At 66.2% G+C, this 23,867-nt stretch carries 19 protein-coding genes; 5 read left to right on the plus strand and 14 right to left on the minus strand.

What is annotated here, in order from left to right; genetic code table 11:
- Positions 1–273: 273 nt before the first annotated feature.
- From AC1AYN_RS06440 to urtA, 6 genes are all read right to left on the minus strand, one after another.
- Positions 274–1,431 (minus strand): MFS transporter, encoded by a 1,158-nt coding sequence (locus tag AC1AYN_RS06440; RefSeq protein WP_476532628.1) that lies wholly within the window; start codon positions 1,429–1,431, stop codon positions 274–276.
- Between the two features lie 258 nt (positions 1,432–1,689).
- On the minus strand, positions 1,690–2,391 hold the full coding sequence (urtE, locus tag AC1AYN_RS06445) for an urea ABC transporter ATP-binding subunit UrtE (RefSeq protein WP_476502754.1): 702 nt from the start codon (positions 2,389–2,391) through the stop codon (positions 1,690–1,692).
- The gene (gene urtD, locus AC1AYN_RS06450) at positions 2,391–3,350 is read right to left on the minus strand and encodes an urea ABC transporter ATP-binding protein UrtD (RefSeq protein ID WP_476532629.1); all 960 of its coding nucleotides are present in this window, start codon (positions 3,348–3,350) and stop codon (positions 2,391–2,393) included. The genes urtE and urtD overlap by 1 nt, the downstream gene beginning before the upstream one ends.
- Entirely contained in the window at positions 3,347–4,495 is a 1,149-nt protein-coding gene (urtC, locus tag AC1AYN_RS06455; RefSeq protein WP_476532630.1) for an urea ABC transporter permease subunit UrtC, read from the minus strand. Before urtC ends, urtD begins: the two co-directional genes overlap by 4 nt.
- A gap of 18 nt (positions 4,496–4,513) precedes the next feature.
- Entirely contained in the window at positions 4,514–5,398 is an 885-nt protein-coding gene (gene urtB / locus AC1AYN_RS06460) for an urea ABC transporter permease subunit UrtB (RefSeq protein ID WP_476532631.1), read from the minus strand.
- Positions 5,399–5,423: 25 nt separating this feature from the next.
- Positions 5,424–6,761: an urea ABC transporter substrate-binding protein gene (gene urtA / locus AC1AYN_RS06465; RefSeq protein WP_476502758.1), complete on the minus strand. Its 1,338-nt coding sequence runs from the start codon at positions 6,759–6,761 to the stop codon at positions 5,424–5,426.
- A 287-nt stretch (positions 6,762–7,048) separates the two neighbouring features.
- Between urtA and upp the strand changes: the two genes are divergently transcribed.
- From upp to AC1AYN_RS06485, 4 genes are all read left to right on the plus strand, one after another.
- A complete protein-coding gene (gene upp, locus AC1AYN_RS06470; RefSeq protein ID WP_034529067.1) occupies positions 7,049–7,690 on the plus strand; it encodes a uracil phosphoribosyltransferase in 642 nt (213 codons plus the stop codon).
- Positions 7,691–7,798: 108 nt separating this feature from the next.
- On the plus strand, positions 7,799–8,278 hold the full coding sequence (gene rlmH, locus AC1AYN_RS06475) for a 23S rRNA (pseudouridine(1915)-N(3))-methyltransferase RlmH (protein ID WP_476532632.1): 480 nt from the start codon (positions 7,799–7,801) through the stop codon (positions 8,276–8,278).
- A 247-nt stretch (positions 8,279–8,525) separates the two neighbouring features.
- Positions 8,526–9,806 (plus strand): glutamate--tRNA ligase family protein, encoded by a 1,281-nt coding sequence (locus AC1AYN_RS06480; protein ID WP_476532633.1) that lies wholly within the window; start codon positions 8,526–8,528, stop codon positions 9,804–9,806.
- A gap of 217 nt (positions 9,807–10,023) precedes the next feature.
- A complete protein-coding gene (locus AC1AYN_RS06485) occupies positions 10,024–11,139 on the plus strand; it encodes a glycerophosphodiester phosphodiesterase family protein (RefSeq protein ID WP_476532634.1) in 1,116 nt (371 codons plus the stop codon).
- 195 nt (positions 11,140–11,334) lie between these two features.
- On the opposite strand, the gene clpB is transcribed toward AC1AYN_RS06485, so the two are convergent.
- From clpB to AC1AYN_RS06500, 3 genes are all read right to left on the minus strand, one after another.
- Entirely contained in the window at positions 11,335–14,031 is a 2,697-nt protein-coding gene (clpB, locus tag AC1AYN_RS06490; protein WP_476532635.1) for an ATP-dependent chaperone ClpB, read from the minus strand.
- A 268-nt stretch (positions 14,032–14,299) separates the two neighbouring features.
- Positions 14,300–15,121 (minus strand): fumarylacetoacetate hydrolase family protein, encoded by an 822-nt coding sequence (locus AC1AYN_RS06495; protein WP_034529047.1) that lies wholly within the window; start codon positions 15,119–15,121, stop codon positions 14,300–14,302.
- A gap of 71 nt (positions 15,122–15,192) precedes the next feature.
- Positions 15,193–15,918 (minus strand): DUF4190 domain-containing protein, encoded by a 726-nt coding sequence (locus tag AC1AYN_RS06500; protein ID WP_476532636.1) that lies wholly within the window; start codon positions 15,916–15,918, stop codon positions 15,193–15,195.
- Between the two features lie 297 nt (positions 15,919–16,215).
- On the opposite strand from AC1AYN_RS06500, the gene AC1AYN_RS06505 reads away from it, so the two are divergent.
- Complete coding sequence (locus AC1AYN_RS06505) at positions 16,216–16,767, plus strand: type 1 glutamine amidotransferase domain-containing protein (protein WP_476502764.1); 552 nt, start codon at positions 16,216–16,218, stop codon at positions 16,765–16,767.
- Between the two features lie 5 nt (positions 16,768–16,772).
- Here the strand turns inward: AC1AYN_RS06505 and AC1AYN_RS06510 are convergent, their stop codons facing one another.
- The 5 genes from AC1AYN_RS06510 to AC1AYN_RS06530 form a co-directional block, all read right to left on the minus strand.
- On the minus strand, positions 16,773–17,561 hold the full coding sequence (locus AC1AYN_RS06510) for a YggS family pyridoxal phosphate-dependent enzyme (protein WP_476502765.1): 789 nt from the start codon (positions 17,559–17,561) through the stop codon (positions 16,773–16,775).
- A 169-nt stretch (positions 17,562–17,730) separates the two neighbouring features.
- Positions 17,731–19,224 (minus strand): RNA-binding domain-containing protein, encoded by a 1,494-nt coding sequence (locus tag AC1AYN_RS06515; RefSeq protein ID WP_476532637.1) that lies wholly within the window; start codon positions 19,222–19,224, stop codon positions 17,731–17,733.
- Between the two features lie 187 nt (positions 19,225–19,411).
- Entirely contained in the window at positions 19,412–20,707 is a 1,296-nt protein-coding gene (locus AC1AYN_RS06520; RefSeq protein ID WP_476532638.1) for an O-acetylhomoserine aminocarboxypropyltransferase/cysteine synthase family protein, read from the minus strand.
- A gap of 86 nt (positions 20,708–20,793) precedes the next feature.
- Positions 20,794–22,035 (minus strand): amidohydrolase, encoded by a 1,242-nt coding sequence (locus AC1AYN_RS06525; protein WP_476532639.1) that lies wholly within the window; start codon positions 22,033–22,035, stop codon positions 20,794–20,796.
- Complete coding sequence (locus AC1AYN_RS06530) at positions 22,032–23,858, minus strand: ATP-binding cassette domain-containing protein (RefSeq protein WP_476532640.1); 1,827 nt, start codon at positions 23,856–23,858, stop codon at positions 22,032–22,034. Before AC1AYN_RS06530 ends, AC1AYN_RS06525 begins: the two co-directional genes overlap by 4 nt.
- Between the last annotated feature and the right edge of the window lie 9 nt (positions 23,859–23,867).

The following is a 23,867-nucleotide window of genomic DNA, read 5'->3' on the forward strand; positions in this document are numbered from 1 at the left end:
GTGTGCGCTTAGCAGCATAAATGCCCGCCGCTCCCTCAGCGACGGACAGTACGCAATCGCCTCATCGGCTCCGTACATTGGGACGCTGAAGGCGGCTCAGCGTCCCAATGTACGGAAGATAACGGCCATATCCGTAAAAAGCGACACTGAGCAACGGTAAGCGGCGTTTTTTACGGACTAAGGGGCTCACCTCCGTAAAAAACGCCGCCGAAAAGTCCGCGTCGAGACGTCACCGCGCCACCGTGTCATCACGCCGCAACCGCATCACACGTATCACCGCCGAGCCCGCTCGAACCGCAGCGCGAACGCCGTGAGCAGGATCACCGCGATCACGGTGAACGGCATGCCGGCCAGACCGGTCATGTGGTAGTTCATGCCGGAGGCGTTGAGCGCCATGCCGCCGACGAGCGAGCCGACCGCGTTGCCGCCGTTGAAACCGATCTGCACGGCCGCGCCGCCGATGAGCTCGCCGCCGCCCTTGCCCGCGTCGGCCATGAGCAGCTGCTGCGGCCCGTTGATGAAGAACAGGCCGAACGCGATCCAGAACGTCAGAATCGCGCAGGTCACGAGATTGCCGGGCAGCAGGAACACGAGCAACAGTCCGACCGCGGAGATCGACTGGCCGACCGCGGCGGTCGCCGCGTGCAGCCACCGGTCGGCGAGGTGCCCGCCGGCGAGTCCGCCGACCACCATGCCGAATCCGGCGAGCATCATCAGCAGCGGCACGAATCGCGAATCGTAGCCGCCGGTCTTCTGCAGCCACGGGCTCACGTAGCTCCACCAGCAGAAGACGCCGGTGTTGCCGATGAACACGGCGCCGAGCACCAGCCACGGTCCGGGCTTGGCGAGGAAGCGGAACTGTCCGGCGAGACCCGCGTCCGGAACGGCGGGAACGAGCGGCATCCATGCGAGCGTGAGTGCGATGGTGAGGGTGGCGCCGATCGCCAGGATCGTGAACGCGAGCCGCCAGTTCAGGTATTCGGCGAGCAGCGTTCCGGCGGGTACGCCGAACATGTTGGCGATGGTCTGTCCGGTCACCATCACGGCGACCGCCTTGCCTTCCTTGCCTTTGTCGGCGAGCGTCTTCGCGATCACGGTTCCGGTGCCGAAGAACGCGCCGTGCGGAAGTCCGGCGATGAAGCGCGCGGCGACGAGCACGCCGGCGGTGGGCGCGACGGCGCTCAACGCGTTGCCGGCGAGCGCCAGCGCCATGAACAGGATGACGAGATGCTTCGGACTCGCCTTGCGCCCGAACACGAGCATGGTGACGCCCACGCACACGCCGATCGCGTATGCGGAGATGAAATGGCCGGCGGTCGGGATGGATACGTGCGTGGCCGCCGCGGCCTGGGGCAGGATGCCCATCATCACGAATTCGGCGGCGCCGAGCACGAACGCCCCGGCGGCGACGGCCAGCAGACTCTTCTTCATCGGTGGTTCCCCTCGTTCTCGAGGCGGATCGCGAGGCAAGGGAAGCAAGGCATCCTTTCCCGTCCTGCGATCCGCGCGTACGCGTGCGGCCCCACGGTCCACTTCCCGCCGCAATCGGCATGGGAGAGAACCGTGGGGCCGCACCGCTGAAATCGTGAGTCAGGCTATCACACGCGCATCACGCCGCAATTGCAACGCATCACGCCGCGAACCGCGAGAACCACGCGAACCACGCGAACCACACCACGCCGCGCGCGATCACACCCTCATCGCGTCCTTCGCCGCCTCGACCTGGTCGGGACCGCCCTCGCCGGCGGCGATGAAACGACCGGAGGCGAGCACATAGTACTTGTCCGCGCGTTCGACGGCGAACTGCACCTTCTGCTCGACGAGCACCACGCCGATGCCTTTCTGCTCGGCCATCGACCGGATTGCCTGCTGGATCTCGGCGACGATGTTCGGCTGGATGCCCTCGGTCGGCTCGTCGAGAATCATGAGCTTCGGCCGGGTGATGAGCGCACGCGCGATCGCCAACTGCTGGCGCTGGCCGCCGGACAGCAGGCCGGCGCGGCGCCCGGAGAACTCCTTGAGCACCGGGAACATCGCGACGGCCTCGTCGTAGCGGGCCTTCGCCTCGGCGCCGTAACGGTCGGCGACCACGTGCAGGTTCTCGTCGACGGTCATCGTGCCGAACGACTGCTGGCCCTGCGGCACGAACGCCATACCCTTGCGGATGCGCTTGTTCGGCGCGGCCTTCGTGATGTCCTCGCCGTCGAACGTGACCGTGCCGGACGAGACCGGCAGCAGGCCGAGGATCGACTTGAGCAGCGTGGTCTTGCCGGCGCCGTTGTTGCCGACGATGCTCACCCACTGGCCGGCGGCCACGTCGAACGTGATGTCGTTGACGACCGTCACCTTGCCGTAGCCGGTGTTCAGGTCCTTCACTTCCAGCATTGCCATCAGTTCTCACCTCCACCCAAATAAATTTTGACGACTTCCTCGTTGTTCTGGATATCCTCGACCGAGCCTTCGGCGAGGATTTCGCCCTGATTGAGCACGGTGACGGAGTCGGCGAACTGGCGCATGAACTCCATGTCGTGCTCGACGATGATGACCGTGCGGTTCTTGCTGCATCGCTTGAGCAGTTCGCCGGTGGCGATGCGCTCGGCCGGGGTCATGCCGGCGACCGGCTCGTCGAGGAGCAGCAGGTGCGCGTCCTGGACGAGCAGCATGCCGATCTCCAGCCACTGCTTCTTGCCGTGCGGCAGGATGCCGGCGGGCTTGTGCGCGTCCTCGGTGAGGTTGCACACGTCCATCATGTATTCGATGTTCTGCGTGACGCCGCCCATCGGCTTGAACAGGTCGCGACCCTTCTTGCGGAAGCCTTCGGCGAGCTGCAGGTTCTCGAGCACGCTCAGCTCCTCGACGACGGACGCGGTCTGGAAGGTGCGTCCGACGCCGAGTTTGACGATGTCGTTCGGCTTGCGTCCGAGCAGCTCCTCGCCACGGAATTTGGCGGAGCCGGTGGCGGGGACGAGACCGGTAATCGCGTCGATGATCGTGGTCTTGCCGGCGCCGTTCGGGCCGATGAGGAAGCGCAGGTCGCCGTGTTCGACGGTCAGGTCGAGGTCCTTGACAGCCACGAATCCGTCGAATTCGACGTGCAGGCCCTTGATCTCGAGGTAGTCGTTCCACTGGCCGCCGCGGTCGTCGAGCGCGGTGAGCTGCTCGTGCAGCCGTTCGCGCTCCTCGACGATCTCGGCCTTCATGGCGGCCGCCTCGTCGCGCAGGCGCTTGGCCTCGTCGCGCATGGCGACCATTTCGGCGCGCAGGTTCTCCAGATCCTCCTGCGAGGCGGGTGCCTTCGCCGCAACCGAAGCCGCAGCCGTCGCCGTGTTCTTCACGTTCTTCTCGCTCATGCGTTCACCGCCTTAGCAGTAGTGGTTCCGGCGACAGTGGTTCCAGCAGCCGTTCCGGCGGACGCGGCCGCGGCACCGGCCGCGCCGCCTCCGAGCTTCTCCTTGATCCAGGGCCACACGCCCTTGAACTGGCCGAGTCCCATCGGCACGAAGGCGATCACCAGGATGAAGATGAGGCCTTCGATGTACGTCCACGCGGACGGGTACGCCTCGGACAGCTGCGTCTCCGCGAAACGGATGATGAGCGTGCCGACGAGCGGGCCGAGCAGCGTGGTGCGCCCGCCGATCACGACGCCGGCGAGCATCAGGATGGACGGGGTCACGCCGATGTCGGACGGGGAGATGATGCCGACGACAGGCACGAACATCGCACCGCCGATGCCGGCGAACATGGCGGCCATCGAGAACGCGAACACCTTGATGGACGCGGGGTTGTAGCCGAGGAACTTCATGCGGTTCTCCTGGTCGCGCACGCCGATGATGAGGTCGCCCATGAACGACTTGCGGATCCAGTAGACGATGAGCACCATGGCGAGCGTGAGGAACGCGCAGATGTAGTAGATCATCTGCTTGTTCGCGTCGTCGGTGAGGTCGTAGCCGAAGAAGCCCTTGAAATCATTGAGGCCGTTGGTGCCGCCGGTGGTCTTCGACTGGCCGATGAGCAGCACGGAGAAGGCGGCGACGAGCGCCTGCGACAGAATCGCGAAGTAGGCGCCGCGGACGCCGCGTCCGAACACGGCGAGACCGAGCAGCGCGGCGATCGCGCCCGGCACGGCGGCCACGCCGATCACGGCGATCACCGGGTTGCGGAACAGCTCCCAGAATCCGGGGACCTTGTCGATGCCGTACTGGGCCATGAAGTCGGGCACCTGGCCGGGGCCGATGTCCTCGAGCTTCATGTGGATGGCCATCACGTACGCGCCGAGACCGAAGAACAGGCCCTGGCCGAGCGTCAGCATGCCGCCCTGGCCCCAGGCGAGGCCGATGCCGATCGCGACCATCGCGTAGCACAGGTACTTCGACAGCAGGCCGAGGTTGTACACGCTCATGACGGACGGCGCGAGGAAGATCAGCACGATGGCGATGACGGTGCCGATCCACGGCTTGTATTTCACGGCGAATGCGTTCAGAGAAGCGTTGTTCATGATGATTCTCCCCTCCCCTTACGCGAGGTTCCTCGAACGGATGGAAACGAGTCCCTGCGGGCGGAACTGCAGGAAGACGACGACGATCAGGAACACGGCGACCTGGCCGATCGACGCGGACGTCGGCAGCTCGATCGCGGACTGGGCGAGGCCGAGCACGAAGGAGGCGATGACCGCGCCCTTCAGCTGGCCGACGCCGCCGGCTACGACCACGAGGAACGCCTGCACGATGAACGTGGTGCCGAAGTTGAAGCTGATCGAGTTGAGCAGGCTCAATGCCACGCCGGCGATGCCCGCGATGCCGGAGCCGAGGAAGAACGTGACGTGGTCGACGGTCCTCGTGGAGATGCCGGAGACCTCGGCGAGGTCGCGGTTCTCGGAGGTGGCGCGGATCTGGCGGCCGAGCGGCGTGAGCTTGAGGATCGCATACAGCGCGGCCACGCACACGACGGACAGGATGAAGATGAACAGGCGTCCGGCGGAGAAGCTGTAGCCGAAGACGGTCACCGGGTTGGTGAGCGCGTCGGGCGCGGAGGCGTAGACCGGGGTCGCGCCGAAGATGTCACGCGCCAGCTGCTGGAGGACGAGCGAGACGCCGAACGTGACGAGCAGCGTGTCCAGCGGACGGGTGCGCATGCGTTCGAGCAGCAGCACGTCGAGCAGCAGGCCGAGCAGTCCGGCGACGAGGAATCCGACGACGAGCGCGACGCCCAGCGAGACGGCCTTGTTGCCGATGACCGTGCTCATCACGTAGGCGGTGTACGCGCCGGCCATCATGAACTCGCCGTGCGCGTTGTTGATGACGCCCATCTGGCCGAACGTCAGCGACAGTCCGAGCGCGGCGAGCAGCAGGATCGATCCGTTGGACAGACCCGCCACGATCTGTGGAAATAACATACCCATGGTTTCGTGTTCCCTTCCGCTCTCGTTACTTGCCCGATGCGCTCGACGCGCCGGACGTGCTCGACGCGACCTCGTCCTTCGCCCCGGCGCTCAGGCTCTTCGCCCAGTCGTAGGTGGTCAGGTACGGGTCCGGCTTGATCGGGCCGTCGGACTTCCACACGGTGTGGATGAGCTTGTCGTCGCCGATCTTGCCGATGTACGAGGTCTTGTAGATGTGGTGGTTCTTGCCGTCCACCTTGACGCGGCCCTCCGGGGCGTCGAAGGTGACGCCGTCGGCCGCCGCCTTGACCTTGTCCACGTCGAACGACTTGGCCTTCTCGACCATGCCCTTCCACAGGTAGACGGACGTGTACGCCGATTCCATCGGATCGGAGGTGGGCCGGTTCTGGCCGTACTTCGCCTTGAAGTTCTTCACGAACGTCGTGTTCTGCTTGTTGTCGAGCGTCTGGTAGTAGTTCCAGGCGGTCAGCTGGTCCTTCACGTTGTCGACGCCGATGGCGGAGACCTCCTCCTCGGCGATCGACATGGAGATCACGGGCACCGTGTCCGCCTTGAGGCCGGACGCCTTGTACTCCTTGAAGAACGCGACGTTGGAATCGCCGTTCAGCGTGTTCACCACCGCGTCCGCGCCGGAGAACTTGAGCTTGTTGACGATCGTCGTGAAGTCGGTGGAGCCCATCGGCGTGTACTCCTCGCCGACGACCTGCATGCCGTTGCCTTCCGCGTACGCCTTGACCACGCGGTTCGCGGTCTGCGGGAACACGTAGTCGGAGCCGACGAGGAACAGCTTCTTGTAGCCCTTCTCCTTGAGGTAGTCGAGGGCGGGCACGATCTGCTGGTTCGGGGCGGCGCCCGAGTAGAAGATGTTCGGGCTCGCCTCCATGCCCTCGTACTGCAGCGGGTAGAACAGCAGCGCGTTGTCCGCCTCGAACACGGGCAGCATGGCCTTGCGGGAGGAGGACGTCCAGCCGCCGAACACCGCGGCCACACATTCCTTCTCGATGAGCGTCTTGGCCTTCTCGGCGAACACGGCCGGCTCGGACTTGCCGTCCTGCTGGACGACCTTGAGCTTCTTGCCGAGCACGCCGCCCTTCGCGTTGATCTCGTCGACGGCCATGTGCAGCGAATCGCTGACCGTCTGTTCGGAGATCGCCATCGTGCCGGACAGCGAGTTGACGAATCCGATCTTGATGGTGTCGCCGGAGGTGTCGACGCATGAGCTCGCGGTGCTCGCCGTGGAGGCGCCGGATTCCTGCGCCTCCTTCTCGGCGACGGTGCGGCCCCAGCCGCAGCCGCCGGTGGCGAGTACGGCGGCCGTCACGCAACACGCCGCGGCCGCCTTCAGTCGATGTGATATGGCCATACGTCCTTCTCCCTCTTCACGTATGCCGAACGTTCGGGTTTGTCCGATTCGATGATTCAGTGAAACCGGTTCCGCAGAAGCGATTCCGTAAGACGCAAGAATGGCAGCGCCCAGTTGACGGCAAATTGCCCCCGTGTTTCGATTCCATATCCCCCGTGACATGACGGTTACACGCCCGTGGCATCGCGCGGGCGCGTGGTTTTCCAGCGATTCCGCCCCGGAGACGACCGCCCCGCCGCCACGCGTATCCACCATGCGGACGCGTGGGGCGGGTAGGCTTGGGAGGCATGGAACTTCACGTTTTGAATCATCCGCTCGTCGAGCACAAGCTGACCGTGCTCCGCGACAAGAACACCCCGTCCTCCACCTTCCGCGAGCTCGTCTCCGAACTCGTCATGCTCGAAGCGTACGAGGCCACACGCGACCTGTCCGTCGTGGCCACGCCGATCGAGACCCCGGTCGCGCCGATGACCGGCAAGAAGCTCGCCGAACCCCGCCCGATCATCGTGCCCGTGCTGCGCGCCGGCCTCGGCATGCTCGACGGCATGACCCGCCTGCTGCCCACCGCCGAAGTCGGCTTCCTCGGCATGAAGCGCGACGAGGACCACCCCACCCAGCAGATCACGTACGCGAACCGTCTGCCCGACGACCTGACCGGCCGTCAGTGCTTCCTCATCGACCCGATGCTCGCCACCGGCGGCACGCTCGTCGCCGCCACGCACTATCTGGCCGAACGCGGCGCGAAGGACGTCACCGCGATCAACATCATCGCCGCGCCGGAAGGCATCAAGTACGTCGAGGAGCACATCGACCCGTCCATCGACTTCAAGGTCGTGGTCTGCGCCGTCGACGAGAAGCTCAACGACAAGTGCTACATCGTGCCGGGACTGGGCGACGCCGGCGACCGCCTCTACGGGGTGATCGACTGACGGAGTGTCGTCGGCATTGCCCCTCGGTCGACGTACCTTCGTACGCCTTCCCTCGGTGCGCCTTGACGACACACGCGTCATCGATCCCCCACAACGGAAGTCTGACCGATGCAAATCGACATCATCGCGCCGGGGCGCGTCAAGGAACGCTACCTGCGCGACGCCATCGACGAATACTCGAAACGGCTGTCGCGCTACTGCAAGCTCAACATCATCGAAGTCGCCGACGAGAAGACGCCCGAACACGCCTCGGCGGGCGTGGAACGCCAGATCAAGGCGAAGGAGGGCGAGCGCATCGCCAAGCACTTGCGCGACAACGCGTTCGTCATCGCCCTGGCGATCGACGGGAAGCAATTGTCCAGCGAAGAACTCGCCGCGAAGATCAACGATCTCGGGCTGCGCGGCACCAGCCACATCCAGCTGGTCATCGGCGGTTCGATCGGATTGGACGACGCGATTCTGCGCCGGGCCGATTTCAAGTTGAGCTTCTCGAAGATGACGTTCCCACACCAGCTCATGCGCGTCATCCTGCTGGAGCAAATCTACCGGGCCTATAAGATCAACGCGGGAGAGCCGTACCACAAGTAGGGGCGGGCTCGGGGCGCCCGGAACCCCCTCAGTCCGCCTACGGCGGCCAGCTCCCCCTGAAGGGGGGGCGCAGACTCTCCCCCAGTCCGCTTCGCGGACAGCTCCCCCTGAAGGGGCGCGATGAATCGCATGTGCCGCAGGCATATGACCGTGCATTCTGCGCCCCTTCAGGGGGAGCTGTCGTGCGGAGCACGACTGAGGGGGTGTATACGCCCCGCCCGCCCGTGCCGCGTGTAGGCTGGGTCGCATGACGGGACGATTCGCACCTACGCCTTCGGGGCGCATGCATATCGGCAATATGACGGCGATGCTGGCCGCGTGGCTCGACTCACGGGCGCGCGGCCAGCGCATGCTGCTGCGCATCGAGGACATCGACACCCCGCGCGTGCTGCCGGACGCCGACCGGTGGATCACGGACGATCTCGACTGGCTCGGCCTCGACTGGGACGGCGAACCCGTCTACCAGTCGCAGCGCACCGACCTATACGAGCAGGCGTTGCGGCTGCTCGAATCGCAGACCGTCGACGGCATTCCGCTCATCTACCCGTGCTTCTGTTCGCGTGCGGACATCCGCGCCGCGTCCGCGCCGCAGGAGGGCGACGGATTCCAAATCTACCCCGGTACCTGCCGCCGTCTCATGCGCGACCGCCCCGGCGAGGTGCGCGCACGTCTCGCGCGCGGCGACCGCCACTCCCTGCGCATCGCGATGCCCGATATCGGAACGACCGAGAGCACCGTTGTCACGTTCGACGATGCGGCGTTCGGGCCGCAGTCGTTCAATCTTGCATGCGAAATCGGCGATTCGGTGATCCGCCGGTCGGATGGATTGTTCGGCTACCAGTTCGTCGTCACGGTCGACGATCTCGCGATGGGCGTCGACTCGATCGTCCGCGGCCGCGACCTGCTGCGCTCCACCGCCCTGCAAATCTACATCCGCGAGCGCCTCATCGCCGCCGGCTGGCACGTCGCACTCCCCTCGCACGAGTCCTCGACCCCCTCTGACAAGAGGGCCGTCAGCCTTCGCGCACTGCCGAACGACTGTCCGAGCACCTCTCCGGCCCCCTCTGACGAGGGGGCTGTCAGCCGTAGGCTGACTGGGGGAGAGACCGCCCGCGCAAAGTCCGCGCAATCCACAATCACCGCGCAATCCACAATCCCCCGCAATCACGCATACGATCGCCCGCAACCCGCCAATCGCCCGCAACCAGACCACCCCACTCCCGCGCGCCCCGCATACGCGCATATCCCGCTCGTCGACAATGCGGCGGGCCGTCGGCTCGCCAAGCGTGAACGTTCGCTGGACATGGGCGCGCTGCGGGAGCGCGGCGTGACGGCGGCGCAGGTGACGGGCGTGTGCGCGTGGCTGCTGCGTCTCGCCGAAACGCCGGAACCATGCACGGCACGCGACCTGCTCGACGTGTTCCGCGCGGACGGCTGGAAGCCGTTGCGCGCGGAACATGCGGACCGACGCCTCGACCCCGACGATCCGCTGATGCCCACGTGGCTCGCCGACGCGCTGCGGCCATAGCGCTGCCGTAGCGAGACCACAGCGCGGTCGCGACGCGGACGGCACGGGCCGCCGCCACCTGCGCGGGCGATATGACCCGCCGCCCATTCGCGCGGTGTAGTCTGGGGGCAATATCCGGCGCAGGAGCGACGCGACGCGGGCCTCACGGCACACCGCACGGCACCGCCTCGCGCGTCGCTCCCCGCCGGCGTCACGTCACACGTATGGAAGGATTGCCATGTCGAAGGCCCTGAGAAACGTTCTGATCGGCGGCATCGCGGCCGCGGGAGCCGCCGCGTGGGCCATGGCGCCGCGCACGTTCAACGACAAACGCCGCAACTACGTGCCCGTCATCCCCGACGTCTGGTATGCGCACCGCGGTCTGCACGACGCGGGTTCGGGGCTCGTGAACGTCACGGATATCCCCGATTACGGCGGCGACAATCCGGTCAGTGCGAAGGCGGACACGACCGACGCCTCGATCGCCGAGAACGCCGATTATGTGGCGCTCGCCCGGCGCATGGCCTTGAAGGCCGGGTACGGCACGGCGGACGAGACCGGGCCGATCGCGCCGGAGAACTCGCTCGCCGCGTTCGCCGCAGCCTGCGAGGCCGGCTACGGCATCGAACTCGACCTGCAACTGACGCTTGACGGCCAGGTGGTCGTCGTGCATGACGCGAACCTTCTGCGTGTGGCGGGCGACCCGCGCCGCATCGAGGATCTCACTTATGACGAGCTGACGCGCATCCCCCTATTCCCAGTCTCCCGCGGTTCGAAGCCGGGGGACCTCAAGGCGCATCCGCTGCCGGGCGCGGACGAGAATCCGCCGTTGGTCGTCACGCCGGCCACCGCGCCGGAAGGCTACTACCAGCATGTGCCGTTGTTCGCCGACGTGCTCAAGGTGGTGGCGGGGCGTGCACCGCTCATCGTGGAATACAAGTTCAACGACAACGCCGCGTGGGGCGAGCGCGAGACCGAGCTGATGGAGAAGGGCCACGCGTTGCTCGAGGCGTATGCGGGTCCGTACGTCATCGAATCGTTCAACCCGGGTGCGGTGAACTGGTACAAGACGCATCATCCGGAGGTGTGCCGCGGCCAGTTGAGCTGGCCCGCCTCGCTCACGAAGAACGGTCCGGCCGAGTTCGCCGCGGGTCTGCTCGCCTTCGACTGGCTGTCCCGCCCCGACTTCATCGCCTACGACTGGACGGGCGGCGCGTTGCCGCAGGTGCGTCTCGCCCGTTCGATGGGCGCGATCGCCGTCTCCTGGACGGTGCGTTCCAGCGACGAGCTCACGCAGTGCGACCGGTACTTCGACCACCACATCTTCGAAGCCTTCGTTCCGGACAACCGCTAGTTCCTGAGCCTTGTTGCGCCCCCTTGAGGGGGAGCTGGCGTCCGAAGGACGACTGAGGGGGTGCCCGGCGGCTTGTTATGCCTGCCGGACACCCCCTCAGTCTCGCTACGCTCGACAGCTCCCCCTAGAAGGGGGCGCAGGAGATGGAGCTTATGCGCTCTCCTCACCCGTCATAGGGTGCCGCAGACCGTGCAATCACTCGTCGGTCTTGACGTCCTCGACGTTGACGTCGGGGTCGTCGGGCGCGGACGTGTCACCGGCACCGGAACCCGCGAGCGGGTCCTCGGGCATGGCGGTGAGCTCCAGGTGTTCGCCGCCGGTCTGGTCGACGAGCACCGTGTCGCCGTCGTGCACCTTGCCGGCGAGCAGCATGCGGGCCAGCTGGTCGCCGACCTCGGTCTGCACGAGGCGGCGCAGCGGACGGGCGCCGTACGCCGGATCGTAGCCCGTGTTGGCGAGCCATTCGCGGGCGGCGGCCGTCACATGCAGCTTGATGCGGCGGTCGGTGAGTCGCGCGGCCACGCTCTTCACCTGGATGTCGACGATGCCGCCGAGCTCCTCGCGGGTGAGCGGGTGGAACATCACAATGTCGTCCAAGCGGTTGAGGAACTCCGGCTTGAAGTTCATGTGTACCGCGTCCATCACGGCCTTCTTCTTCGCATCGGCGTCCATATCCTCGTTGACGAGGAACTGGGAGCCGAGGTTGGAGGTCATGATGAGGATCGTGTTCTTGAAGTCCACGGTCCTGCCCTGACCGTCGGTCAGACGGCCGTCGTCAAGCACCTGCAGCAGCACGTCGAAGATCTCCGGATTCGCCTTCTCGACCTCGTCGAACAGCACGACGGAGTACGGGCGACGACGCACGGCCTCGGTGAGCTGGCCGCCCTGCTCGTAGCCGACGTAGCCCGGCGCGGCGCCGATCAGACGGCTCACGCTCGCCTTCTCCATGTACTCGGACATGTCGATGCGCACCATGGCCTTCTCGTCGTCGAACAGGAAGTCCGCGAGCGCCTTGGCGAGCTCGGTCTTGCCGACGCCGGTGGGGCCGAGGAACAGGAACGAGCCGGTCGGACGGTTCGGGTCCGAGATGCCGGCACGCGAGCGGCGCACCGCGTCGGACACGGCCTGGATGGCTTCCTTCTGGCCGATCACGCGCTTGCCGAGGTAGTTCTCCATGTGGAGCAGCTTCTCGTTCTCGCCCTGCATGAGGCGGCCGACGGGGATGCCGGTCCAGTCGGAGACGATCTCCGCGACGGAGTCGGCGTCCACATGGTCCGGGACCATCGGCTCGGGCTTGTTCGCGTCTTCGCCGCCTTCCTTCGACTCGGCGTCCGCCTTCTCGGCGGCGGCGAGCTCCTTCTGGATGGCCGGGATCTCGCCGTACAGGATGCGGCTCGCCTCGGCGAGGTTGCCCTCACGGGTGAACTTGTCCGCCTGGACGCGCAGCGAGTCGAGCTTGGCGCGCAGGTCGCCGACCTTGTTGTGGCCGGCCTTCTCCGCCTCCCAACGGGCCTTGAGTCCGGCGAGCTTCTCGCGCGCGTCGGCCATTTCGGCCTGCAGCTTCTCCAAACGCTCCTTGGAGGCCGGGTCCTCGGCCTTCTTGAGCTGCATCTCCTCCATCTCGTAGCGGGTCACCTTGCGCTGGAGCTCGTCGATCTCCTCCGGGGAAGAGTCGAGTTCCATACGCAGATGAGCGGCCGCCTCGTCGACCAGGTCGATGGCCTTGTCGGGCAGCTGGCGGCCGGAGATGTACCGGTTGGACAGGGTCGCGGCGGCCACGAGCGCGTCGTCGCCGATCGTCACCTTGTGGTGCGCCTCGTAACGCTGCTTGAGGCCACGCAGAATCGCGATCGTGTCCTCCACGGAGGGCTCGCCGACGAACACCTGCTGGAAACGACGCTCCAGCGCCGGATCCTTTTCGATGTTCTCGCGGTACTCGTCGAGCGTGGTCGCGCCGATCAGGCGCAGTTCGCCGCGGGCGAGCATCGGCTTCAACATGTTGCCGGCGTCCATCGAGCCTTCGGCCGCGCCGGCGCCGACAATCGTATGGATCTCGTCGATGAACGTGATGATCTGGCCGTTTGCGTTCTTGATCTCGTTGAGGACCGCCTTCAGACGCTCCTCGAACTCGCCACGGTACTTCGAGCCGGCCACCATGGAGCCGAGGTCGAGGCTGATGAGCTTCTTGCCCTGCAGCGTGGTCGGCACGTCGCCGGCGACGATGCGCTGCGCGAGGCCTTCGACGACGGCGGTCTTGCCGACGCCGGGCTCGCCGATCAGCACCGGGTTGTTCTTCGTACGACGGCTCAGAATCTGGATGACGCGGCGGATCTCCTGATCGCGGCCGATCACCGGGTCGAGCTTGCCTTCCTTCGCGGCGGCGGTCAGGTCGGTGGAGTACTTCTCCAACGCCTTGTAGCTGCCTTCCGCGTCCGGGCTGGTCACCTTCGCGCCGCCACGCACACCGGGCACGGCCTTGCGCAGGGCCTCAGGCGTGACGCCGTTCTTCTTCAGGATCTCAGCCGACTGGTTCGGGGCCGATGCGGCGATGCCGATGAGCAGGTGTTCGGTGGAGACGTACTCGTCCCCCATCTGCTGCATCTCCTTCTCGGCCTGCGCGAGCGCGGCGGTCAGCTGGCGGCTCGCCTGCGGCTGCGACGTGGTCGAGCCGGACGCGCTCGGCAGCGCCACCAATGCGTTGCGCACGGCCGCGCCGATGGCCTGCGGGTCGCCGCCCGCGGCCTGGATGAGCCCGCGCACGACGCCCTGCTCCTGGCGCAGCAGCGCGTCCATCACGTGCAGGGTCTCGACCTGCGCGTTGCCCGCGGCGGCAGCGCTCTGGATGGCGTCGCCGATGGCCTCCTGGGCCATGGTCGTGAACTTCTGTTCCATAAGTCTGTCCTCCAAGTCTTGTGGTTGTTCGTGTTTCTGACACGTTCAACCAACCCGGAGGACATTCTATTCCCAAAACTTGAGCGCCGTCGGCTCAAGTTTCATTTCATCGCTGCGAAAACGACGTCACCACGCATTGCGCCCCCTTCAGGGGGAGCTGTCGAACGCAGCGAGACTGAGGGGGCACTCGCCGGCGATCCGGCGGGCACCCCCTCAGTCAGCCTTCGGCTGCCAGCTCCCCCTCAAGGGGGCGCAGAAACAATGCGCCTTACGCGCGCACGATCACGTTGCGCAGGTCGCCGACGCCTTCGACGTGGACGATGGTCTCGTCACCGGGGTCGAGGTGGCCGGACGCGTTCGGCGTGCCGGTCATGATGACGTCGCCGGGCAGGAGCGTCGAGAACGAGCTGATCGCGGCGATCTGCTCGGGGATGCCGTGGATGAGGTTCGCGGTCGTGCCGGACGCCATCGCCACGTCCTCGCCGTTGAGCGTGAACGAGATCTTCGCGTCCTTCCAGTTCACGTCGTCGCGCGTGACGATCCAGGGCCCCAGCGGGCAGGACGTATCGAAGCCCTTGGCGCGCGTCCACGTCGGGTCGAGGCCCTGCAGGTCGCGCAGCGTCACGTCGTTGACGCAGGTGAAGCCGAGCACGTAGTCCATGGCCTTCTCGACCGGCACGTTCTTGGCGACGCGGCCCATGACGACGGCGAGTTCCGGCTCGAAGTTCATGTCCTTCGAGCAGGCCGGGTACACGATCGGATCGTCCGGGCCGATCACCGAGGTGGACGGCTTGGTGAAGATGACCATGTCCTCCGGGGCGTGCGAGATCTCGGAGTGGCCGGCCTCGTGCATGTACTGCGCGTGCGCCTCGTAGTTCTTGGCGAGTCCGTACACCTTGCTCGGCAGGACCGGCGAGAGCAGACGGATGCCGTCGGCGTCGAGCGCGTAGCGCTTGCCGGTCGGGGCGACCTTGCCGCCGAGCAGCGGGTGGCCGTCGAGTTCGACGAGATAATCCTTGCCGTCCGATTCGTCCTTCTGCACGAAGGCGTATCGCGGCGTGTCATTCAATGAAAAACGTGCGATTCTCATGCTGCTAAGTCTAGCCGCACGCCGTCGCGCCGTCCGGCGCGTTCCGGCGTGCGTTCCGGCGTATGCGGCAGTCAGCGGGTCGACAGGGTCGCGGCGGTCGCGGCGACGATCACGTCGAGACGTGCGGTCGCGCTGTCCGGTGCGGCGGCGAGACGGTCGGCGGCGTTCGTCGTGTCGTCGCCTTCGTCGGAATAGTCGTAGCCGTCGCCGCCGTCATCATACGAATAGTCGTAGCCGTGCGATGACGCGTCGACGACGGCCGTGACGAACAGGACGACGAACACGACGGACACGAGCGTGGACAGCGCGCCGACGATGATGCCGGCGATGGCGAGGCCCCTGCCTTTCTCGCCGGTCCTGTTGATCTGGTTGAGACCGATGATGCTGAGGACCAGACCGACGATCGAGACCATGAACGACGCGACGAACCCGGCGATGGCCATCGCGTTCCAGCGCGGCTCCGGCTGGTAGTACGGCTGGTACGCGGCGCCCGAAACATATGGGTTGCCGGGCACGCCGCCCGGAACGCCACCGGAAGCGACGCCGTACGCGGGCTGTGCCGGCGGCACCGGCGGCACAGCCGCGCCGGCCGGCGCGTACGCACCGTACGGCGCGCCACCGGCGGCGGGCTCCGGCGCGGCCTGCGCATACGGGTTTGCGGGCGTCGCCGGCGCATACGGGTCGGGCGACGTCGCGCCGTACGGCTCCTGCGCCGGAACGTCGGCGGGGTTCGTATCGGGGTCGACCGGATTGGGATTCGTATAGGGATTGGGATTCGTATTGTATGGTTCGCTCATTGCGTCCTCCTCGCCGATTGCGTCGGCTGCGTCAGTGTGCCGGTTCGCAGGATCACCGGTTCATCCTGCGTGATTCCGAATGACGGCTTTCTCTCCCCCGTCCTCCGTCAGCCTGTTGTCGGGAAGAAGCCCCGCGGGCATGGCTCGACGTATCTCCCTCAGCTTAGCGCGCGCTGAACCGACGCGCGCGACGCGGCCCGCGGCATAATGGGGTACGGCAAGCAACCACATATGCGGCCGGCCGTTCCGGTCCGTCCGGACAGCCAGCGCATCACCAAGGCATTCCAAGGAGGAACCATGGCCATCGCGGACAAGAAGGTGCTCATCATCGTGAACAACTGGGGCATCGAGGAGACGGAACTCACCCGTCCGCTGCGCGACCTGAAGGCCGCGGGCGCGCAGGTGACGCTCGCCGCGACCACGCTCGACAAGTGCGAGACCGTGCAGCACGACCGGTATGAGGGCGAGACGCTCACCCCGGACACGACGCTCTCCGACGTGCAGGCGGCCGACTACGACCTGCTGGTCGTGCCCGGCGGCACCTGCAACGTGGACCGCATCCGCGTGAACGAGGACGCGATCACGCTCGCGCAGGAGTTCGCGCATGAGGGCAAGCCGATCGCCGCGATCTGCCACGGCGCCTGGCTGCTGGTGAACGCGGGCCTCGTGGCCGGCAAGACCGCCGCGCCGTGCCGCTACATCGCCGCCGACATCGAGAACGCGGGCGGCCACTACGTCGACGAGCAGCTGCACGTCGACGACAACAACGGCTGGAAGCTCATCACCTCCCGCAAGCCCGACGACCTCGACTACTTCGTCGGCGCGATCAAGGAAGCGCTGGAGGCCTAATCGACTCAGATGAAGGCGCGGGGGCCGAAGATGGCGGTGCCTACGCGCACGATCGTGGAGCCTTCCTCGATGGCGATCGCCATGTCCTGCGTCATGCCCATCGACAGTTCCTTGCAGCCTTCGGTGCCTTGCGCGCCGGAGGCGAGGATCTGGTCGCGGGTGCGGCGCAGGTGGGCGAATCCGGCGCGGATCGTCGCCTCGTCGTCCACATGCGCGCCGATCGTCATCAGTCCCTGAAGCTCCAGTCCACCCATCGCGCCGATGCGCTTGGCGAGGTCGATGGCGTGGCTGGGCGCGCAGCCGGACTTCGATTCCTCGCCGGATTCGTTGACTTCGAGCAGCACGCCGATGGTCATGTCGCGCATGACCGCGCGGCGGGCGATCTTCTCCGCCAGTTCGATCGAGTCCACCGATTCGATGGTGTTGACGACGGGCAGCACCTTGCCGATCTTGTTGGACTGCAATTGCCCGATCAAGTGGAACGGCACGTCGCGGCCGAGTTCGAGGCCGCGTGCGGCGCACTGTCGCGCCAATCCCTCGGCCTTCGCCTGCACTTCCTGCGGGCGGTTCTCGCCGATCATGCGCACGCCCGCGTCGATCGCGGCCATGATCTCGCCCACGTCGCGCGTCTTCGTCGCGGCGAGCAGCCTGACCGATCCGGCGTCGCGTCCGGCCGCCTGCTCCGCCTCGGCGATGCCGTCAAGCACGCGCTTGACGCCGTCGGCGATCTCGCGCGTGCGCGTCTCGTCGATCGTCTCGTTCGCCAGATCCTTGTGGTCCATGTATGCCGTCATGCCTGCCACGCTCCCCTCGTCATCATCCGTTTCGTTTCGTTCACGCGACACACGCTCCACGCGACGTGCGCGTCACCCGTACGCATACTGTACGCGTGAAGCCGCCCGTACGCACGACGTGCGTCACGGGCGGCTTCACGGCGCGGAACGCGCGCGCACGGAACGACGATCAACGCAACGTATAGCGCGTTCCTCGCCCTCGGCCCTGCTGCTCGATTATCCCCTCGTCCACAAGGCCTCTCAGCACGTACTTCGCCTTGGAGGCGCTGACATCAGCCAACCGTTCCACTGCGGCCCTGCTGATGGAACGTTCACGCCGCAGATAGTCGATCACGATGTCGCGCGCGTCCGGTTTCGACTTCACTTGGGGAATCCCCTCCCCCGACGCCGACACGACAGAGGAGGACTGCGACGAGCCGCCATCCCACGCATCCGCATCGTCGACTTGGAACTCCAACATCGTCCGATCCGGGTCGAAGGATTCAGTCAACTTCGGGTGCGGGATATGGGCCCAATCGCAACCCCAACGCATGGCGTCGAAGCCGCTGCCGGCGCGTTCGACGACGGAAATCAATGCGAACATCTTCAGCAACGTGGGGTTACGGGAGTCGGACAGCCCTCCCGCCATGGCCACATCGGCGGGGATGCGCAATCCTCCAGGGTTCGAGAAGGAAATGGATTCCCGGTTCCGGATGATCACCGTGTTGCCACGCATGTAGTAGTCGGCGTGGATGAGCGTATTCGCCAACGCCTCACGCAACGCCAGATGCAACGGCGTATCGTCCACGCGCCGCATATCGGCGTCGACGGCGAACGGACGACGAACGGCCTGCGCCAGCCGCGCCCAGACCTTGAGCCAGAAATCATACAGGTTGCCGCTCCATTCCCCATCACCGCTGACGATGCGGTGATCCCAGCGACGCACGCCATCCGAGACCTCCCGATAGTCGAGGAAATAGTAGGGGAATTCCTGCGTGATCTTCCAATCGTGGCCGAACATCAGCAGGCCGGCACGGGTCGGATGCGGCCGACCGTCATCGCCTTTGGCCACCGCGCCCAAGCGCATCAGGAATTCGTCCATGTCCAGAGCCAGCCACGGATGCCCCGGACGGACGGCGCTGAGGGTGTTGCGGTAGGAGCCTACCGTATCCGCATCGAGATCTTCGATTCCGAACCGTTCCAACGGCATATGGTCGAGCGTCTCGGAACCGGTGCCGTTATCGCGCACCATGGCACGGTATTCCTCTTCCGAGCACTTGTAATCGCCTTCGCCGTTGCGGCGGTATGTCCCGCCGACGGGATTGCGGTCTATATACACGGGTTTGGATTCACGGCTGGCACGCGGCACACGCACGACGACGACCGATGCGCCATCGACCTGCTCGATCGACACGTCTTCGTCGGCAAGCACATTCGCGCTGACTTTGTTGCGGTTGTTGACCGTGTCCCAAAAATCCTTCACCGTGCGTTCCGGGTCACGCACCCCCGTGGCGGTCAGATTATGTTGCCGGTCTTCGCTCACGCCCATCAGAATCACTCCGCCGTTGGTGTTCGCGAACGCCGAATACGTCTCCCATACGCTCTTCGGCACACCGCCGGCGGCTTCCTTGGCTTCCAGACGATTGCCTTCTCGCAAGTCATCCAATGACCGTAAATCGAACATATCCACCCCGAATCAGCCATTTTGCGGACAATAACTCTGATTACAGACCAGTATCAGCCAATTTACGGACAATTACGGGTATTTACGGACAACAATCCGTTTGCGGACAATCATTGAGCCGATAATCACGCCGCCGGGCCATGCGCATGCGGATACACCGCAATGCGCACGGCCCGGCGGCGAGGCGTCAGTAGGCGGCGGCGATGGCTTGGTCGAGGTCGGCGATCAGGTCGGCGGGGTCCTCCAGGCCGATGGACAGGCGGATCAGGTTGTCGGTCACGCCGGCGGCGAGACGGTATTCGGCCGGGACCTCGCGGTGGGTGATGCGGGCCGGGTCGACGATGAGCGAGCGTGCATCGCCGATGTTCGGCACGTAGGAGAACACCTTGGTGCCGTCGAGGATGCGGCGCACGTTGCTTTCGTCGCCGTCCACGAGGAACGACAGGATCGTGCCGACGCCCTTCGGGAAGTACTTGGGCAGCAGGTCGAACTGCGGCGTATTGCCGAGTCCGGAGTAGTTGACCTTGATGACGTGCGGGGTGCGCGTGAGGTGGCGCGCGACCGCCGTGGCTGTCTCGACCTCCTGGCGCACGCGCTGCGGCAGCGTCTCCACGCCGACGAGCGACAGGTACGCGTTGAACGGGCTCGGCACGGCGCCGAACGTGCGCAGGTACTTGATGCGGATGCGGCGGATGAACGCGTCCTTGCCGTAGCGTTCGGCGAAGCTGTGCTCGACGCCGTTGCGTTCGTCGCTGATCACCTGCTCGTTCTCGGTGAACTGCGGGAAGCGGCCGTTCGCCCAGTCGAAGCGGCCCGCGTCGACCACGACGCCGCCGATCGCGTTGCCGTGCCCGGTGATGCCCTTCGTCGTGGAGTGCACGACGATGTCGGCGCCGAAGTCGAACGGACGCAGCAGGTAGGGCGTGGGCACGGTGTTGTCGACGATCAGCGGGATGCCGTGCTTGTGCGCGAGTTCGGCGAGCGGCTCCAGATCGGTGATCTCGGTGGACGGGTTCGCCACGGATTCGGCGAAGATGGCGCGCGTGTCCGGACCGATCTTCGAGGCGACCTCGTCGAGGTCGTTGATGTTCTTCACGAAATCGGTGTGCACGCCGAAGTGCGGGAAGAAGCTCTCCATCGCGTCGACCGAGGCGCCGTACAGGTTGGAGGGCGAGATGATGCGCCCGCCGTTCTCCGCCGCGCACAGCAGCGCGAACGAGACGGCCGCCATGCCGGAGGCGACGGCGACGGCGCTGGTGCCGCCTTCGAGCGCCGCGATGCGCTGCTCGAGCGCGTCGACGGTCGGGTTGGCCACGCGCGAGTACGAGAATCCCGTCGTCTCGCCGGCCGCGAGCGCGTCGCCGCGAACGGCGCTTTCCATGTCGAACGCCGCCGAGGCGTAGATTGGCGTGCTCACCGCGTCGTCGTGCTGGAGTCGGTCGTAGCCGGCATGGATGGCCGCTGTGGCGAAGGCTTGCGTCATGTGCGTATTCTCCCCTTGAAGTCGTGAATGGTCACCAGTGTAGGAACGTAGTCGCAGCGACACGTACCTGCCGATACAGGCGTTGTTTATCGTTCGGTATCAGCATGGATGATACGGCCGGCGGGAGCGGCGTCGTCCCATTCGTCCAACGCGCGGAAGGCGAGCGCGGCGAGGAAGCGAGCCCCCGGCCAGATTCCGGCCGGATCGGGGCGGAACGCGGGCGTGTGCGCGGCTCCGGCATCGCCGGCGCCGATGTGCACGAACAGGCCCGGCTTGCGCTGGAGATAGTAGGAGAAGTCCTCGCCGCCGAGCTGCGGACGATCGTCGGCCACGACGAGACCTTCGTCGCGCGCGACGCGGCGGCCGAACGCGGCCCATGCGCCGTCGTTGACGACGGATGGCGAGCCGAAGAACCAGTTGACGTCGGCGGTGGCGCCGTACGCCTCGGCGGTGCGTTCGATGATGGCGACGGCCTTGTCCTTGGCGAGGTGGCGGTCCTTCGGTTCGGTGGTGCGCACCGTGCCTTCGAGGAACGCGTCCTGCGGGATGACGTTCCACGTGCTGCCGGCTTCGACGTGCGTGACGGAGAGCACGCGCGGGTCGACCGGGTCGAGGCTGCGTGCGGTCACGGTCTGCAGGCCCTGCAGCACGGCGCCGAGCGCGGCGATCGGGTCGATGCCGCGGTCGGGTTCGGCGGCGTGCGAGCCGGTGCCGTGGATGGTCGCCTGGAATTTGTCGACGGCGCCGGAGATGCCGCCTTCGCGGATGGCGATGGCCCCGGTCTCGCCGGGGGCGTCGTGCGTGCCGAAGAACGCCTGCACGTCGTCGAGCACGCCGGTGTCGAGCACCTGGACGGCGCCGGTGGGGCGTTCCTTCGTGGCTTTGCCTTCCTCGGCGGGCTGGAGAATCACCTTGACCGTGCCGTGCAGCTCGTCCTTGCGCGACTGGAGCAGGATGGCGGCGCCAAGCGCGACGGTCATGTTGAAGTCGTGGCCGCAGCCGTGCATGTATCCGACGTTCTCGGACGTGTACGGCAGTCCGGTGTTCTCGGTGATGGGCAAGCCGTCGATGTCGCCGCGGATGGCGACGACCGGGCCATCCAGCGCGCCGCGCACGATGGCGACGAGTCCGGTCCTGAGTCCGGAGTCGAGAATCTCGATGCCGTGCGCTTCGAGAATCTCCCTCAGTTTCGCCGTGGTGGCGTGCTCCTCGTAGGAGGGTTCCGGGTGGCGGTGGAACCAGCGGTAGTGGTCGAGCAGTTCCGCCTCCAGCGCGGTCGTGGCCTGCGTGGCTTCGGTCGTGGCTTTTTCGGTCGCGGCGTCGGTCATTGTTTCGTTCCTCCCAGGTAGGCTTCCTGCACTTGTTCGTTGCCGAGAAGGTCGGCGGCCTTGCCGTGCAGACGGATGCGTCCGTTCTGCAGCACGTAGCCGTAGTCGGCGATGGACAGCGCGAGCTCGGCCTGCTGTTCGACCATGAGCACGGAGACGCCGAGCTCGTCGCGCAGCTTCGCGATCTGTTCGAGCACGTCCTCGACGAGTTTCGGCGACAGGCCCATCGTGGGCTCGTCCATGCAGATGATCTTCGGCCGGCTCATCAGCGCGCGGGCGAACGCGAGCATCTGCTGTTCGCCGCCGGACATCGTGCCGGCCTGCTGCGTGCGACGTTCCTTGAGGCGCGGGAAGCGTTCGTACATGGCTTCGAGGTCGGTGGCGATGCCGGACTTGTCGTTGCGGGTGTACGCGCCGGAGAGCAGGTTCTCCTCGACGGTCATCTGCGGGAAGACGCGGCGGGCCTCCGGCACGGCGGCGATGCCGGTCTCCACGCGTTTGCGCGTGGACAGTTTGGTGATGTCCTGTCCCTGGTACCACAGGGAGCCGGTCTTCGGGTGGTTGATGCCGAGGATCGTCTTCATCGTCGTGGATTTGCCGGACGCGTTGCCGCCGAGCAGCGAGACGATCGCGCCCTGCGGCACGCGGATGGACACATTCTGCAGCGCGTGCACCTGCCCGTAGAACACGTTGACGTCGTCGAGCGCGAGCAGCGCCGACTCGTCGGCCTTGCGCGCCGCGGCCTTGTCCTGTTCGAGGTCGGCGTCGTGCTCCTCGACCTTGGCGAGGGAGCCGGACGCGCTGTCCGATTCGATGGCGTTCTGCATGGCGAGCACGTTGCTCTGGCCGGAGACGCGCGTGTGGTTGATCTCGCGGCGTTTGCCGAGATACGCCTCGACGACCTGCGGCGCCTTGCGCACGTCGTCCGGCGCGCCCTCGGCGATGATGCGGCCGCCGTCCATCGCGATGACGCGGTCGGAGAGGGCGGTGACGAGTTCGATCTTGTGCTCGACGAGCAGGATCGTGTGCCCCTGCGCCTTCAGGTATTGCAGCTGCTGGAGCACTTCGGCGGTCTCCGACTGGTTCATGCCGGCGGTCGGCTCGTCGAGGAGCAGGATCTTCGGTTCGCTGATGTGTGCGCGGGCGATCTCGGTGCGGCGGCGGTTCGCATAGGAGAGCGTGTACGCGTAGTCGTTGCGGCGGGAGCCGAGGCGTTCGCGGAAGCGGTCGATTTCGCGGCCGACGCGGATGTCGACCTCCTTGGCCTCCTTGCGCGCCTTCGGTCCGGGGATGAGCGCGACGCCGGTCTCGGCGAGCAGCGGCAACCAGCGCACGATCGGGTAGCGCTGCAGGTTCTTGAACGGGCGCAGCGCGCGCAGGCGCTTGTGGTAGCCGAGGTTGATGTTCTCGTCGACGGTGAGCGCGCCGAACACGCGGCCGTTCTGGAACGTGCGGGCGAGCCCGCGTTCGGACATCTCGGCGGACGGGTAGCCGGCGACCGGCTCGTCGTCCAGGTCGATGATGCCGGAGTCGGGCTCGAGGAAGCCGGAGATCAGGTTGATGGTCGTCGACTTGCCGGAGCCGTTCGGCCCGATGATCGAGATGACCTCGCCGCGATGCAGGTCGAACGAGACCTTGTTGACGGCGTGCAGGCCGTTGAAGGACTTGTCGAGGTCGCGCACGCGCAGCACGACGGGCGCCTCGAGCACGGCCTTGCGGTGCTTGGCGGAGTATTCGGCGAGCGCCTCGGGGTTCGTGAGCCGCTCGTTGTCGATGTCGATGCCGGTGACGGTGTCGACGGTGGAGTATTCGGAGTCGGTCATGGCTACCAC

The organism is Bifidobacterium sp. LH_413, assembly GCF_056357015.1.